The sequence below is a fragment of the Coprococcus comes ATCC 27758 genome, assembly GCF_025149785.1.
Classification (GTDB): domain Bacteria; phylum Bacillota; class Clostridia; order Lachnospirales; family Lachnospiraceae; genus Allocoprococcus; species Allocoprococcus comes.
On record NZ_CP102277.1, the window covers coordinates 1,458,142 to 1,474,643 of the forward strand.

Below are 16,502 nucleotides of genomic sequence, written 5' to 3' on the forward strand. Positions count from 1 at the left end.
AGTACAATTTATTTGTGGTAAAATGTTGCAAAAAGCATAGAATTGAGATACAATATGATTGTCAAAAAGATAACATACTTTAAGGGCAAAGGAGTGTTTGAAATGAGCAGATTTACATTACCAAGAGATATTTACCATGGAAAAGGATGTCTTGAAGAACTGAAGAACCTGAAAGGAAAAAAAGCAATCCTGGTTGTCGGAGGAGGCTCCATGAAGCGTCAGGGATTCCTCGACAGAGCTGAGAACTATCTGAAAGAAGCAGGAATGGAAGTAAAGCTTTTTGAAGGTGTTGAGCCAGATCCATCTGTTGAGACCGTTATGAAAGGTGCAGCAGTTATGCAGGAGTTCCAGCCGGACTGGATCGTAGCTATGGGTGGCGGATCACCGATTGATGCTGCAAAAGCAATGTGGGCATTCTATGAATATCCGGATGTTACATTTGAAGATCTCTGTATTCCGTTCAACTTCCCGGAACTGAGAACAAAAGCAAAATTTGCTGCAATTCCGTCAACATCAGGAACAGCAACAGAAGTAACAGCATTCTCCGTTATTACCAACTATCAGACCGGAGTAAAATACCCACTTGCCGATTTTAATATTACACCGGACGTTGCAATTGTAGATCCGGATCTTGTCATGGGTCTCCCAGTAAAGCAGGTTGCTTACACAGGTATGGATGCACTGACACATGCGATCGAAGCTTATGTATCTACCTTGAACTGTCCATTTACAGATCCGCTTGCACTGCAGGCAATCGAGATGGTTCTGGATTACCTTCCGGCATCTTACAAATGTGATATGGTAGCAAGAGAGCAGATGCATTATGCACAGTGTCTTGCAGGAATGGCATTCTCCAATGCACTTCTTGGAATCGTACATTCTATGGCACATAAGACAGGTGCGGCATTTTCAACCGGACACATTCCGCACGGATGCGCAAATGCAATTTACCTTCCATATGTAATTAAGTATAATGCAAAAGATCCGGTCGCTGCAAAACGTTATGCAGAAATCGCACGCAGAATGGGACTTCCGGGTACATCTGAGAAAGCGCTGATCAACAGCCTGTGTGCAAAGATCGATGCATTTAATGTAGAACTGAATATTCCGAAGACACTGAAAGATTTCGGTATTGACGAAGCAGAATTCAAAGAAAAAATTGCAAAGATTTCAGAACTTGCAGTTGGTGATGCATGTACAGGATCCAACCCACGTCCGATCGATCCGGCAGCTATGGAAAAACTTTTCAACTGTACATATTATGGAACAGAAGTAGATTTCTAAAAAAGAGAATACAGTTCTTACAGAGACAGACGGCCTCGATACTGACCGTCTGTCTCATTTTATATCCGGTCAGCAGGTACAAATTCGTGCCGGCACAAGATTTAATACGGTTGAAAAATTTGGTAACCGGAAGAATTTTGGCAGATTTATAGAAGAAATATTAGTACTTATAGATAAAAAAGATAGTTATATTTATGACATAAATAATTTTTTAACAAATTAAAAAGAAATACTTGCTATTTACTTTGCAATAATTTATCATAAAGAGAGTAAATATTTTAGGAGGCAATGCAATGTACAAGATAAGAAAAGCTGAAAAACTGGCTGATAAGATTTATCTTATGGATGTAGAAGCACCACGTGTGGCAAAGCACTGTGAGCCAGGACAGTTCGTAATTGTCAAGATGGATGACAAGGGGGAAAGAATTCCGCTGACAATCTGCGATTATGACAGAGAAGAAGGAACAATTACCATCGTATTCCAGACAGTAGGAGCATCTACTGAGAAGATGGCACAATTAAAAGCAGGAGACTTTTTCAGAGATTTCACAGGACCGCTCGGATGCCCATCTGAATTGATTTCAGAGGATATTGAGAGTCTGAAGAATAAAAAGATCTTATTTGTAGCCGGCGGTGTTGGTGCAGCCCCTGTATACCCGCAGGTTAAATGGATGCACGCACATGGGATCGATGTAGATGTTATCGTTGGTTCTAAGACAAAAGATATGCTGATTCTCGAAAAAGAGATGGAAGCAGTTGCAGGAAATTATTACCCATGTACAGATGACGGTACATACGGACATGCAGGTATGGTAACAACAAAGATCGAAGCACTTGTTGCAGAAGGTAACAAGTATGATGTCTGTGTTGCAATCGGTCCGATGATCATGATGAAATTCGTATGTCTGCTCACAAAGAAACTCGAAATTCCGACTATCGTCAGCATGAACCCGATCATGGTAGACGGAACAGGTATGTGTGGCGCATGCCGTCTCCATGTAGGTGATGAAATCAAATTTGCATGTGTAGACGGACCGGAATTTGACGGACATCTCGTTAACTTTGATGAAGCAATGAAGAGACAGCAGATGTATAAGACTCAGGAAGGCAGAGCTATGCTGAAATTACAGGAAGGTGACACACATCACGGTGGATGCGGTCATTGCGGAGGTGACGAATAATGGCAGACGTATTAAAGAAAGTACCTGTAAGAGAACAGGATCCGAAGGTACGTGCAACAAATTTTGAAGAAGTATGTTATGGATATAATCAGGAAGAGGCAATGGAAGAAGCAAGCCGTTGCATCAACTGTAAGAATGCTAAATGTATTCAGGGATGCCCGGTAGGAATCAATATTCCTGCATTCGTTCATGAAGTAAAAGAAGGCAATATCGAAGAAGCATATAAGATTATCGGACAGTCTTCTGCACTTCCTGCTGTTTGTGGACGTGTATGTCCTCAGGAATCACAGTGCGAAGGAAAATGTATCCGTGGTATCAAAGGAGAATCTATTTCTATCGGTAAGCTGGAAAGATTCGTTGCTGATTACGCTCTGGAGCATGACATCAAACCGGTTGGAGCTGACAAGAAGAACGGACACAAAGTTGCCGTTATCGGTTCAGGCCCTGCAGGACTTACCTGTGCAGGCGACCTTGCAAAGCTTGGCTATGATGTAACTGTATTTGAAGCACTTCATGAACTCGGTGGAGTACTTGTATATGGTATTCCGGAATTCCGTCTTCCAAAACAGAAAGTCGTTGCAAAAGAGATCGCAAAAGTAAAAGAGCTTGGTGTTCACTTTGAGACAAACGTTGTAATCGGTAAATCTACTACAATTGATATGTTGATTGAAGACGAAGGATTCGAAGCAGTATTTATCGGATCAGGAGCAGGACTTCCAAAATTCATGGGAATCCCGGGAGAAAATGCCAACGGTGTATTTTCTGCAAATGAATACCTGACAAGAAGTAACCTTATGAAAGCGTTTGATGATTCTTATGATACACCGATCGCAGCTGGTAAGAAAGTTGCAGTTGTTGGTGGTGGTAACGTAGCAATGGATGCTGCAAGAACAGCACTTCGTCTTGGAGCAGAAGTTCATATCGTATATCGTCGTAGCGAAGAAGAGCTTCCGGCCCGTGTAGAAGAAGTTCATCACGCAAAAGAAGAAGGTGTACAGTTCGACCTACTGACAAACCCGGTAGAAGTCCTTGAAGAAGATGGATGGGTAAAAGGAATCAAATGTGTTCGTATGGAACTTGGTGAACCGGACGCATCAGGAAGAAGACGTCCTGTACCGGTTGAAGGTTCTGAATTCGTGATCGATGTTGATACAGTTATCATGTCACTCGGAACATCACCGAACCCGCTGATTTCTTCTACAACAGAAGGACTGGAAGTTAACAAGTGGAAATGTATCGTTGCAGACGAAGAACACGGAAAGACTTCTAAAGAAGGCGTATACGCAGGTGGAGATGCCGTAACAGGTGCAGCTACAGTAATCCTTGCTATGGGAGCCGGAAAAGCTGGTGCAAGAGGTATCGACGAGTATCTTTCAAATAAATAAGGATTATGACCGCAGTTTCCTTTGATAGGGACTGCGGTTTTTGTATAGGTTGTGTAGACCACTTTGAAAAAAATAATCGTTCCAATTCAAGTTGTGCAAAGGGGAGAAAACTGGCGGTTATAAAGGGCGGAGAAATAGACGCTGGTTTGTGTGTTTTGGCTGATTTTAAAGGAGGTTTGGAGATTAGGGTTTCTGGACAAGAAGAGTTAAAAATGGTACAATAAAAAAAGTATTATTTTGTGAAAGAGGGTTATTATGAAGTATAAATATATCTTATTTGACTTGGATGGGACGATTACGGAATCGGGACCGGGGATCATGAATTCGGTGGAGTATGCGCTGAATAAAATGAACCGGGAGGTTGGTGAGCGGGATACTTTAAAGAAATTTATCGGACCGCCGTTGACGGAATCAATGGAGAAATATTATGGGATGTCTGAGGAAGAGGCACTGCTTGGAGTAAAGTATTACCGGGAATATTATGCGGTGAAAGGCATTTTTGAGAATTCGGTGTATGAAGGGCTTGCGGAGACACTGGAATCCTTGGAGAATGAAGGATATATACTTGCAGTGGCAACATCCAAGCCGGAAGAGTATGCAAAAAGGATTGCAGACAAATTTGACTTTGCAAAATATTTTGCAGGGATTTACGGGGCTACGATGGATGGATCACTGATCCGGAAGGCAGATGTGATCCGGTATGCGTTGGATAACCTGGGCGTAGAAAGGGAGAATTACGATCAGGTCGTTATGGTCGGTGACAGAAATAATGATATCTACGGTGCAAAGGAGAATGGGATCCAGGTGATCGGTGTCCTGTATGGATACGGAGATCTTGCGGAGCTTCAAAGTGCCGGTGCAGATTACATTGCAAAGATGCCGGAAGAGATTGCACAAATCATCGGAAGATGTAATCATGAGAGGGTTTGAATATGAGTAACAGCGACGCAATGAACAGTGAGATTCGGTTTCTGGAAGAGGTTGAAGAGAAACTGAAGACACGCATTACCGAGATCAACGCATCGTTTCTTGAAGGAGAAAAACAGATTGAGAGCATGCATGATTATTATTGGGAAAACTATACGGAAATGGATGAGTATGGTTATGAAAATTATGATAATCAGCAGGCACTTCTCGGAGAAGTTAATGCGAACAATGAGCGTCTGATGAAAAAACAGCGCCTTAAGAAAATGATCGACTCCCCATATTTCGGAAGAGTGGATTTTCTCTTTGAGGGGGAAGAAGAAAGCGAAAGTTTTTACATCGGAATCGGCAATTTTGCGCCTAAGGCAGGAATGACGCCACTGATCTACGACTGGAGGGCGCCAGTGAGCGGTCTTTTTTATGATTATGACAGAGGACAGGCTTCTTATGAAGCACCGGGAGGAACCATTGAAGGGGAGATTACTTCCAAATGGCAGTATAAGATCAAGAAAGGAAAGATGGTTTATGCATTTGAAAGTGACACCAAGATTGATGATGAGATCCTGAAACAGGAGCTTGGAAGTAACGGGGATGTACAACTGAAGAATATTGTCCGTACTATCCAGAAAGAACAGAATGAGATCATTCGGAATGTAAAGGACAAAGTTCTGGTCATTCAGGGAGCCGCAGGAAGTGGGAAAACCTCCGTTGCACTGCACCGGATTGCATATCTTTTGTATCACGACAGGAAAAATTTAAAAGCATCGGATATCTTGATCCTTTCACCGAACAGCGTATTTGCGGATTATATTTCCCACATTCTGCCAGAGCTTGGAGAAGAAAATATCCAGGAGATGAGTTTTGATCTGTTTGCGTACAGAGAATTGAAAGGAATCGTATCGGACTGTGAGGACCGTTATGATTATCTGGAGAAGCTGATCCATTTTCCGGAGATGGGAATCCGGGAGAGCTATTTGAAGAAGCAGTCTGCCGGATTTGTCGGAGAGATGGAAGGCTTTCTGGCAGTTCTGGAAGATCAGCTGATGGATTTTAAGCCGGTTAAGATCCGTACTCTGGAAAAAACCGAAGAGGAGCTGATCCATCTGTTCTATTTCAAATTTCAGGATATTCCGATCCTTACAAGAATGGATGCGGTGATGGAATATCTGGTGGATGAATACGAGACATTGTATAACCGGAATCTTCCGGAAGATGAGGTAGAAGAGATCCGGGAGAAATTCAACCGGATGTATGTCACCCGTGATATTTACAAAATATATAACTGGTTTTTGGAGGACAGTGGGTATGAGACACTGGCAAAAATTCCGTATGAGAACAGAAAACTCCAGTATGAAGACGTATTTCCGGTACTTTATCTCAAATACCGGATGCTTGGAGGAACCAGACATAAGCATATCAAGCATCTGGTGATCGACGAGATGCAGGATTATTCATATTTGCAGTACGTGGTACTGTCCCGGCTGTTTTCCTGCCGGATGACGATCCTTGGTGATCGGGCGCAGACATTGGACAGTCAGATGCAGGATGTACTGACATTCCTGCCGAAGATTTTCGGACGTACGATCCGCAAGATCATCATGAATAAAAGTTACCGGAATACCATTGAAATCGCAGAGTATGCAGCGAAATTTACCGGGGAAAAGGATCTGGAATATCTGGAGCGTCATGGCAAACCAGTGACCGAAAAGACATTTGATTCGGATGAGGAACTGTTAAATGAACTTATCCGGGAGGCAGATGCCGGAATGGATAAATATGAGACCGCCGCAGTTCTGACGGAGACGATGGACGAGGCGTATACAATGACCAGGATGCTTTCAAACCGTGGACTTCCGGTAAACTGTATTGACCGGGACAGCAGTACCTTTGAAAAAGGCGTGACAGTAACGACTTTCTATATGGCAAAGGGACTGGAATTTGATCAGGTATTCGGCGTGTTCCCGAAGAGAGAAAATCCGATGACCGGGCAGGCAAAATACATCTGTGCAACAAGAGCACTGCATGAGCTTTATATGTATGAAAGGGCATAACTGTACAGACTGATACAGCGAAAGAGAGGAAAGAACAGGATGAAGATAACCGTACTGACGGTTGGAAAAATAAAAGAAAAGTATCTGCGGGATGCGATCGCGGAATATACGAAGAGACTGAGCCGCTACTGCAAGCTGGAGATCATTGAGGTGGCGGATGAAAAGACACCGGACAATGCCAGTGAAAATGCAGAGGAAATGATCCGGCAAAAAGAGGCCGAACGTCTTTTGAAATATATCCGTGAGGATGCATATCTTATTACACTGGAGATAGGCGGAAAGCAGCTGACCTCCGAAGAATTTTCAGAGAAAATTGAAAAACTTGGCATTCAGGGAACCAGTCACATTATTTTTGTGATTGGCGGATCCATAGGGATCGGGAAGGCAGTTCTGGAAAAATCGGATTATGCACTTAGTTTTTCAAAAATGACATTTCCGCACCAACTGATGCGTGTAATCCTGCTAGAGCAAATTTACCGTGGATACCGGATCATGTCGGGAGAACCCTATCACAAATAGAAAAGAGGTCATTAACAGTTAAAGATAAATTATAAAATCATATAAGTAGATATGGAAAACTTCATCCGCATCATACTACAGTAAGTGGCTATAGATATTATTCTGATGAGCAACTCAACCAGGTAATAAATGTAAAGCCTAAAAATCGCATTACAATTGGATATTGTCGCGTTTCCAGCCATAAACAAAAAGATGATTTGGAACGACAGATTGATAATGTTAAGACATATCTTTTGGCAAAAGGACAGCCGTTTGAGATAATAAGCGATGTCGGTTCTGGGATTAATTATAAGAAAAAAGGACTTCAGGAATTGATTAGACGAATCTCTCAAAATCAAGTTGAAAAGGTTGTTGTTTTATATAAAGACAGGCTATTGCGATTTGGTTTTGAGTTGATAGAATATATCGCTTCACTTTATAATTGTGAGATTGAGATTATTGATAATACTGAAAAATCTGAACAGCAGGAACTTGTTGAAGATCTGGTTCAAATAATCACAGTATTCAGCTGCAAATTACAAGGAAAACGAGCGAACAAAGCTAAGAAACTTATCCGGGAATTGATACAGGAGGAAACAGATGGTAAAAGCCATAAAAGTAATGCTGATACCAAACAACGTACAGAAAACTAAGATGTTTCAGTACGCAGGTGCTTCAAGATTTGCTTATAACTGGGCTTTGGCCAGGGAAAAAGAAAATTATGAAAAAGGTGGCAAATTCATTTCAGATTCAGAACTCAGAAAAGAATTTACAAAGCTCAGACATTCTGATGAATACGCATGGCTGCTGAATATTTCAAATAATGTAACCAAACAGGCAATCAAAGATGCCTGTACTGCGTATAAGAACTTTTTCAAGGGTTTGCAAAAATTCCCAAGATTCAAGTCTAAAAAGAGATCAATGCCGAAGTTCTATCAGGACAATGTTAAGATACAATTCAGTAATACCCACGTTAAGTTTGAAGGCTTTTCTTCCAGCAGGAAAGCAAATAAGCAGAAAATGAATTGGGTAAGACTTGCAGAACATGGACGTATTCCAACAGATGTTAAATATATGAATCCGAGAATATCCTTTGACGGATTGAACTGGTGGATCAGTGTATGTGTGGAATTTCCTGATTGCAAGGAAACACTTAATGATGATGGAGTTGGTATAGACTTAGGAATCAAAGATTTGGCTGTCTGCTCTGATGCTGTTAAATATAAGAACATTAATAAGAGTCAGAAAGTAAAGAAACTAGAAAAACAGAAACGCAGATTACAGCGTAGTATCTCTCGTTCTTACGAGAAGAATAAGAAAGGGGAAAGTTACTGCAAAACCAATAATGTAATCAAAAAGGAAAAACTTTTATTAAAACGAAATCACAGATTAACAAACATCCGTAAAAACTATTTGAATCAGACCATATCTGAGATCGTAAATCGAAAACCAAGATTTATCTGTATTGAAGATCTGAATGTCAGCGGAATGATGAAAAATAGACATTTATCCAAAGCAGTTCAGGAACAAGGATTTTTTTGGTTTAGAAAACAGCTTGAATACAAATGCAGTGATAAAGGGATCCAGCTTATTGTGGCTGATCGGTTTTATCCATCATCAAAGCTTTGCAGCTGTTGTGGAAATATCAAAAAAGATTTGAAATTATCTGACAGGGAATATAGATGTGAGTGTGGGAATATAATTGACAGAGATTTCCAGGCATCAATAAATCTTAAGGGTTATGGAGAACGATTTGCAAGCTGACACTGAAACGTTAATGCAAATATGTACGGATACGTTAGTCCGGAATTTACGCCTATGGAGAGTACAAGAACTTGTGAGTAGATAGATATTTATATCATCAAAAGCATACTCGTTGAAGTAGGAATGAAACATAGAAGTTTGTAACTTTTTATAAATTTTCAGTAACGGCTGATTCATATGAAGATGGTAGTATTAGTAGAAAACAGTTCCAGATGCAGACTTTGTGCAGAACATGGACTGTCGGTTTATATCGAATATGAGGGAAAGACGTACCTTCTGGATACTGGCGCAACAGCGCTCTTTGCAGAAAATGCAAAGGAGCTGGGGATTGATCTTTCGAAAGTAGATACGGCGTTTTTATCCCATGCACATTATGACCACAGTGGCGGTTTCGAGGAGTTTTTTAAGGAGAATGACAAAGCAGCGGTCTATATGCAGGAGACGTCTGCTGAGAACTGTTTTTACCGGACAGAAGGAAAAGATAAATATATTGGAATTCCGCAGCATCTTCTGGAAAATTATAAAGAGCGGTTCCGTCCGTTAAATGCAGTCTGTGAAGTTGAAAAAGGCGTCTGGGTCGTACCGCATTTTACCGGCGGTCTGGATGAGATGGGACGCAGGGCGCACATGTACCGGAAAATCGGTGAAGAGTTTATTGCAGATGATTTTGCACATGAGCAGAGTGTGGTTTTTGAGACGGGAAAAGGACTGGTGATATTTAATAGCTGTTCCCATGGGGGAATTGTCAATATTGTGCGAGAAGTGCAGATGGCACTCGGCGGGCAAAAGGTCTATGCGGTTGTCGGTGGATTTCATATGATGAAGCTTTCGGGCATGGATACACTTGCCATACCAGAGGAAGAGGTTGTGGAAACTGCGCAGGAATTGAAAGGGCTTGGCGTAGAGGAAATCTATACCGGTCACTGTACCGGAAATATTGCATTCGGGATTCTGAAAAAAGAACTTGGCGAAATGGTACATGCACTTGGAACAGGGGAAACGGTGGTATTTTAAATGAAGGAAGCCCCAGGATTTATCACGGGTAATGAGTTGATAGATCCTGGGGCTTTTGTCTTGTTACATTGCTTCTTTTATGAGTATGACTTCAGGTTCGGTCATTGCATAAGCATCCAGAATTTCATCCAGCTCGTCTGCCTTGATCAGATTTTCTTCCAGAACCAGCTTATAGTGAGGGTGATAAAACAGAAGTTGAATTCTGAAAATAATTGTTAAATATGGCTATTGAATTGAATTGTGTATATAATAACTAAAAAACATTGCCGTTGACTAACCAATATGAAAACGAGTATACTGTAGTAAAGTCAAAGGAGAAAAAAAGAAGGTGTAAAAATGCAGGCATTATCAACAGCTGTTCCGGGAAAATGGTACACGATCAAATGGATGTTCGGAGTACCGGAGGTGCTGGAAAAATTAAAGGAATTCAAAATCAAAGAGGGCAGCGAAATCCATGTGATCCAGAATGATGCCAGCGGTATGATGATTATAGCATCTGACCAGAAGCGGTTCGCTATCAGCCAGGATGCCGCCGCGAGAATTCAAGTATAACAAAGAAATGAAAAATCGATCTTACAATCACAGGAAAAGTAGGATCGATTTTTTGTATATCCGGATCATGGAGGATCCAGTCTGTTCGATTTTATAAAGTTTTCACAGAATAATGGATTGTTTTCAGCTGCGATTGAAGATATAATACTTTTATGTAACAAAATAGAAGCGCGAAAGAGGGAAAACAAATGTTAGAAATTATTTGTCTTATATGGCTTTGGCGTGTGAATGGAAAGCACGCGATAGAAAGAGGACAGAATCCAAAAAAATATCGTGCATTGACACTGGGATTGTGGTTTGGCCTTGAATTTACCGGTACTTTTGTCGGAGCCTGGCTGATGCAGCTTTTGAATGCAGGTGATAATGCATTTTACGGGGCATATTTTTTTGGAATTATCGGAGCTGCAATTGGCGGTTTCGCTTCTTACTGGGTTGCAAAAAAAGCACCGATGGGAAATTACAGACCAGAAGACCAGCCAAATGGATGGAATAATCAGTCAGGTGGATGGAATCAGAGCCAGAACGGCTGGGATAATCAGCAAAATGGATGGAACCAGAATCAGAACGGTTGGAATAATCAGCAAAATGGATGGAACCAGAACCAGAACAGCTGGGATAATCAGCAAAATGGATGGAACCAGAATCAGAACGGCTGGGATAATCAACAGAATGTCTGGGGACAGACACAGCAGGAACCGGATTGCCTTTTTGCTCCGGCAACGATCCGTATTATCGAAGAAGAGGGCGGTTATACCGGCGGACAGGATGCATTTTTCTTAAATGGCAGACCCATCTGTTCTCTGCAGCCGGGCAGTGAATATACCTTTACAACTTACGCAAAGAAGAATGTGCTTACGATTGGCAGACCGACACCGGAACCGTCAGATGAGACAACGGTATTAAAGTTTATTGCCGGAGAAAAAGGTCGGATCGAAATTCATGCATGTGCGGGAAGATTGCTCCCGGGAAAATTCAGCAATTATACAGCATAGGAATATTATGTGGTTCTGAAGCATACACTGTCAACAAAACGGTATATGCGGCAATATGAGACAGAGATCCGAACAAGAAGACGGGACACGAAGGTATCGCATGGCAGATGCAGCAAATTTGCCGAAGGATGTGGTGCTGGGTGTCCCGATTCTGACTCTTACAGGGCATTATGAAGTGAATATAGAGAATTACCGTGGAATTCTGGAATATACCGAACAGCTGATCCGTATAAATGTACGTAGCGGGCAGATTCGCATCACAGGGAAATCACTTGAGATCAACTACTATACAACAACCGATATGAAGATTACCGGAAAGGTAGAGAAAATTGAGTATTCTTAGGAAGGGATGACGAAGATGCTGCGATATATTCTGAATAATCTTGCCGGATACCTGCGCATCAGAGTCGAAGGATATTCACCGGAACGTTTTTTAAATCTTTGCTGTTATCATGGGATTTTTCTCTGGAATCTGAGACCGGCAAAAGGGGCATATGAGATGAATATCCGCGTCCGGGATTTCCGCAGACTGCGACCAATGGTCAGGAAGAGCAGGGCAAAGGTACGGATCACCCAGAAAAGAGGAGTCCCGTTTTTTATACATAAATACCGTGGACGGAAGCTTTTTTTTACAGGATCGGTCATCGCAATCTGTCTGATCTTTCTGCTTTCTTCTTTTATATGGAGGATTCAGATTGATGGAAACCTTGCAAGGACAGATGAGGTTTTACTTTCTTTTCTGACAGAAAAGGGAATTGCCTGTGGAATGGCAAAAAAGAATGTAGACTGTGACCGGATTGAAAAAGATATTCGTATGGAATACGACGATATTATCTGGGTTTCAGCCTATGTTCATGGGAGTTGCCTGAAGATTAAAGTCAGGGAGAATCCTGACCGGAAGGAGCTGCAGACAGAAGCTGAGGCGGAAGCGCCGATGGATATTGTGGCAGAAGCGGACGGGATCATTCAGAAGATCATTACACGAAAAGGGAATCCGCTTGTCCGGGAAGGCAGTGAGGTAAAAAAAGGAGAGATCCTTGTGAGTGGAAGTGTGGAAGTAAAGAATGATTCAGATGAGGTGACAGGATACCAGTACCGGGTATCGGATGCAGACATAATAGCACAGACAACGGTTGCGTATACAGATATTCTTGACAGGCTGCATCCGGTATGGAAAGATACCGGCAAGAAGAGCTGGAGGTTCTGGATAGAAACACCGGGAAGGCTGTATCTTTTTGGCAGGCGGGAGCTACCTTACCCGGAATATAATGCGCTGACCTGCAGATATATCCTGTATTTGGAGAGACACTTTCCATTTCCGGTCTCGGTAAGAGTTGAACGGAGCAAAGAGAGCAGAAAAGAGGAGATTTCTTATACAGACAGGGAAGCAAGAGAAATTCTGTCCTATAATTTTGAGAAGTTTTGCGCCCGATTAGAGAAAAAAGGGGTTCAAATTTCAGAGAATGATGTTAAAATATACAGGGAGACGAACCGGTATTCGGCAAAGGGAAAACTGGTTTTATCCGGACCGTTCGGAATTGTACAAAAAGGAACGGTACATGAACTGCCGAAGGCAGATGCAGAAAATATACAGCAGGAAGGAAACTGATTTATGGGAATTCTTGAGACCATGATAGACATACCGGCTGAACATGAAAAAAATGTGTTTGGCCAGTTCGATATATTTGCAAAAAAAATTGAGAGAGCTTTACATGTTACACTGATCGCACGAAATGGAAAGGTGAAAGTCCTTGGAGAGGAAAAGAATGTAGAGAGGGCGCAGCAGGTATTGTCGCAGCTTACCGAGCTTTCCAGGCGAGGAAACACGATCCAGGAGCAGAATGTAGACTATGCCCTGTCCCTTACGATGGAAGACAGCGCGGAAGATATTCTGACAATTGATAAAGACCTGATCTGTCATACACTTCAGGGAAAGCCAATCAAACCAAAGACGCTCGGACAGAAGAAATATGTGGATGCGATCCGGGAAAAGATGATCACCTTTGGCCTTGGCCCTGCCGGAACCGGTAAAACTTATCTGGCGATGGCAATGGCAATCACGGCGTTCAAACGCAATGAAGTGGGGCGTATCATTCTGACACGTCCGGCAATTGAAGCAGGAGAAAAGCTTGGCTTTTTGCCGGGAGATCTGCAGAGCAAGATCGATCCATATTTAAGACCACTTTATGATGCACTCTATCAGATCATGGGAGCAGAAAGCTTTATCAAGAATTCAGAAAAAGGGCTGATCGAGGTTGCGCCTCTTGCCTATATGCGAGGCAGAACCCTTGACAACGCTTTTATTATTCTGGATGAGGCACAGAATACCACACCGGCGCAGATGAAGATGTTCCTGACACGTATTGGTTTTGGATCCAAAGTCGTGATCACCGGAGACTCTACACAGAAAGACCTTCCGGCAGGACAGACATCCGGACTTGATGTGGCAGTGAGTGTAGTCAAGAATCTGGAAGATATTTCGATTTGCCGTCTGACCAGCCGGGATGTTGTCAGACATCCGCTGGTACAGCGGATTGTTAAAGCGTACGAGGAATACGAGCAAAAGCAGGAACAGAAAAAATCCCACACTAGAGACAGAAAGAAACGAGGAACAAGATGAGACTATTTTTAGAGGATGAGGGAGCATTGGATTTAAAGCTGCCTTATGAAGAACTGGCGACAAAAGTTGCAGATGCAGTCCTGGATTATGAGAAGTGTCCGTACGAGGCGCAGGTAGAACTTCTTCTTACGATGAATGAGGAGATCCGACAGATGAACCTGGAATTTCGCGGAATCGACCGTGCAACCGATGTCCTGTCATTTCCGATGACGGAATTCCCGTCACCGGCTGATTATGCATATCTGGATACAGATGACAGTTCATTTGATCCGGAGACCGGAGAACTGATGCTCGGCAATATTGTGATTTCCAAAGAGCGCGCAAAGGAACAGGCAGAAGAATATGGCCATTCGGTAGAACGTGAATTTGCTTTCCTTATTGCGCACAGTATGTTGCACTTGTTAGGTTATGACCATATGGAAGATGAAGAACGGCTCGTGATGGAAAAGAAACAGCGGGAAGTTCTGGAGATGCTGGGAATTACAAGATAGATAAAAGTATGAGGTTTTAACGTATGGGTAAAAAGAAAAAATCAAAGGGCGGCAGTTTTCTGATGCAGGGAAGCATCCTTGCGGCAGCCGGCATTATCACAAAGATCATCGGGGCAGTATACCGGATCCCGATGCTTAATATTATGGGGCTTAAAGGACAGGGCTATTATGATATGGCATTTCAGGTGTATTCTATTGCTCTGATCATTTCGTCTTACAGTCTGCCGGTTGCGGTATCAAAGCTGGTGTCATTCAAAATGGCGGCAGGAGAACGGAAAAATGCATTCAGGGTATTGAAGGCATCGCTGATCATAGCTGCGCTATCTGGTGTCACGATCATGGTGATCGTATTTTTTGGAGCAGAGGCGATCGCAGAATATCTGATGGGAGCCAAAATGAGCTGCTATTCTTTGAAGGTGCTTGCTCCCGGGCTCCTGATTTGTGCGATTATGGCAGTTTTTCGTGGCTATTTTCAGGGGCTGGGAACGATGATCCCGACTGCAATTTCGCAGATCATTGAACAGCTTCTCAATGCGATTGTCAGTGTTGTAGGTGCAGCCGTTCTTCTGGAAAATGGAAAACAGATGGCTAAGGTGCAGGGGAATAACCTTTTTGGACCAGCCTATTCCGCAGCAGGAGGTACACTTGGTACAGTAGCCGGTGCTCTGATCGGTCTGCTGTTCTTACTGTTCTGCTATGTGGTATTCCGCAAGCCGATGATGCGGCAGATGAAGCGGGATACCTCGAAAGAACTGGATGATTACCGTGCGATTTTCAAGATCCTGATTCTGACGATCGCACCGATCATTTTAAGTACAACGATTTATAACAGTGCAAATGTTATTGACAGTGCTATGTTCAATAAGATCATGGGCGCACAGGGAACCAGTGAGGCGGTCTGTGCAGAGCTTCTTGGTAAATTAGGACAGTATTATACCCTGTTCAACGTACCGCTTGCCGTTGCGAGTGCATTGGGATCATCTGTGATCCCGGGGCTTGTAAGCGCGGCAGAGAATCATGACAGAAGACTGTTACATAACCGGATTTATACAGTTATCCGTTACACGATGCTGATCGCGATTCCAAGCGCATTTGGATTCTTTGCACTTGGTCAGCCGATCATGGATTTCCTGTGGCCGAATGTAGATAATGTAACACAGGGAATTATGCTGAAGATCGGAGCGATTTCTCTGGTATTTTATTCACTTTCAACCGTTACGAATACAGTGCTTCAGGGGCTGGACCGTATGATGGAACCGGTAAAAAATGCAATGGTATCCCTGATACTACATATTGTATCTCTGTTTATTATGCTTGTTATGTTCAAATGGGGCATTTATGCACTGATTGGAAGTAAGATTGTGTTCTCTTTATGCATGTGTATCATGAATGCACATGATATCCGTGAAGCATGTGGATATCTTCAGGAGAGCCGTAAGACTTTTGTCATTCCGTCTATCGCCGGAGCTGTTATGGCAATTTTGGCATGGGCAGTGCATTTCGTACTTGACACCTTCATCGGAGGAAGAATCGCAACCCTGATTGCCCTCATCGTGGCAGTAGCGGTATACGCAGTCGTTCTCCTCAAAATGGGTGGCATGTCCGAAAAAGAACTCCTCGGTCTCCCAAAAGGTCACCAAATTGTAATAGTCTGCAAAAAATGCCATTTATTAAAAGAACGCAGATATTACTAAGCTGTGGATGATTTGATATCACAACCTAAAAATTCCCCCATAATGAATAAAA

15 protein-coding genes and 1 pseudogene are annotated in these 16,502 nt (G+C 42.6%); all 16 read left to right on the top strand.

Going from position 1 to position 16,502, the window contains the following annotated elements; translation table 11 throughout:
- The first annotated feature begins 102 nt into the window (after positions 1-102).
- The 16 genes and pseudogenes from NQ556_RS07145 to NQ556_RS07220 all read left to right on the top strand — a co-directional run bounded on the left by NQ556_RS07145 (position 103) and on the right by NQ556_RS07220 (position 16,450).
- On the top strand, positions 103-1,284 hold the full coding sequence (locus NQ556_RS07145) for an iron-containing alcohol dehydrogenase (RefSeq protein WP_022219898.1): 1,182 nt from the start codon (positions 103-105) through the stop codon (positions 1,282-1,284).
- A gap of 293 nt (positions 1,285-1,577) precedes the next feature.
- Positions 1,578-2,465: a sulfide/dihydroorotate dehydrogenase-like FAD/NAD-binding protein gene (locus NQ556_RS07150; protein WP_022219899.1), complete on the top strand. Its 888-nt coding sequence runs from the start codon at positions 1,578-1,580 to the stop codon at positions 2,463-2,465.
- Entirely contained in the window at positions 2,465-3,850 is a 1,386-nt protein-coding gene (gene gltA, locus NQ556_RS07155; RefSeq protein ID WP_022219900.1) for an NADPH-dependent glutamate synthase, read from the top strand. The genes NQ556_RS07150 and gltA overlap by 1 nt, the downstream gene beginning before the upstream one ends.
- A gap of 255 nt (positions 3,851-4,105) precedes the next feature.
- On the top strand, positions 4,106-4,780 hold the full coding sequence (locus NQ556_RS07160) for an HAD family hydrolase (RefSeq protein ID WP_022219901.1): 675 nt from the start codon (positions 4,106-4,108) through the stop codon (positions 4,778-4,780).
- Between the two features lie 2 nt (positions 4,781-4,782).
- A complete protein-coding gene (locus NQ556_RS07165) occupies positions 4,783-6,825 on the top strand; it encodes a HelD family protein (RefSeq protein ID WP_022219902.1) in 2,043 nt (680 codons plus the stop codon).
- Between the two features lie 39 nt (positions 6,826-6,864).
- On the top strand, positions 6,865-7,344 hold the full coding sequence (gene rlmH, locus NQ556_RS07170; protein ID WP_022219903.1) for a 23S rRNA (pseudouridine(1915)-N(3))-methyltransferase RlmH: 480 nt from the start codon (positions 6,865-6,867) through the stop codon (positions 7,342-7,344).
- Between the two features lie 53 nt (positions 7,345-7,397).
- Positions 7,398-7,976: pseudogene (locus NQ556_RS07175) on the top strand (IS607 family transposase); the annotation flags it as partial.
- Entirely contained in the window at positions 7,924-9,087 is a 1,164-nt protein-coding gene (locus tag NQ556_RS07180; RefSeq protein ID WP_055297353.1) for an RNA-guided endonuclease InsQ/TnpB family protein, read from the top strand. The pseudogene NQ556_RS07175 and the gene NQ556_RS07180, both read left to right, overlap by 53 nt.
- A gap of 177 nt (positions 9,088-9,264) precedes the next feature.
- On the top strand, positions 9,265-10,101 hold the full coding sequence (locus NQ556_RS07185) for an MBL fold metallo-hydrolase (RefSeq protein WP_022219962.1): 837 nt from the start codon (positions 9,265-9,267) through the stop codon (positions 10,099-10,101).
- 336 nt (positions 10,102-10,437) lie between these two features.
- Positions 10,438-10,653, top strand: a complete 216-nt coding sequence (locus NQ556_RS07190) for a FeoA family protein (protein ID WP_008370804.1) — start codon at positions 10,438-10,440, stop codon at positions 10,651-10,653.
- 188 nt (positions 10,654-10,841) lie between these two features.
- Entirely contained in the window at positions 10,842-11,645 is an 804-nt protein-coding gene (locus NQ556_RS07195; RefSeq protein ID WP_008370802.1) for a hypothetical protein, read from the top strand.
- A 100-nt stretch (positions 11,646-11,745) separates the two neighbouring features.
- Positions 11,746-11,988, top strand: a complete 243-nt coding sequence (yqfC, locus tag NQ556_RS07200) for a sporulation protein YqfC (RefSeq protein WP_022219963.1) — start codon at positions 11,746-11,748, stop codon at positions 11,986-11,988.
- 15 nt (positions 11,989-12,003) lie between these two features.
- Complete coding sequence (locus tag NQ556_RS07205; RefSeq protein ID WP_044998698.1) at positions 12,004-13,254, top strand: sporulation protein YqfD; 1,251 nt, start codon at positions 12,004-12,006, stop codon at positions 13,252-13,254.
- 3 nt (positions 13,255-13,257) lie between these two features.
- Positions 13,258-14,265: a PhoH family protein gene (locus NQ556_RS07210; protein WP_022219964.1), complete on the top strand. Its 1,008-nt coding sequence runs from the start codon at positions 13,258-13,260 to the stop codon at positions 14,263-14,265.
- Positions 14,262-14,756 carry an rRNA maturation RNase YbeY gene (gene ybeY / locus NQ556_RS07215; RefSeq protein WP_008370797.1) on the top strand — a complete coding sequence of 165 codons (495 nt, stop codon included), beginning with the start codon at positions 14,262-14,264 and terminating at the stop codon, positions 14,754-14,756. The genes NQ556_RS07210 and ybeY overlap by 4 nt, the downstream gene beginning before the upstream one ends.
- A 23-nt stretch (positions 14,757-14,779) precedes the next feature.
- Complete coding sequence (locus NQ556_RS07220) at positions 14,780-16,450, top strand: putative polysaccharide biosynthesis protein (protein ID WP_008370796.1); 1,671 nt, start codon at positions 14,780-14,782, stop codon at positions 16,448-16,450.
- The last annotated feature ends 52 nt before the right edge of the window (positions 16,451-16,502 follow it).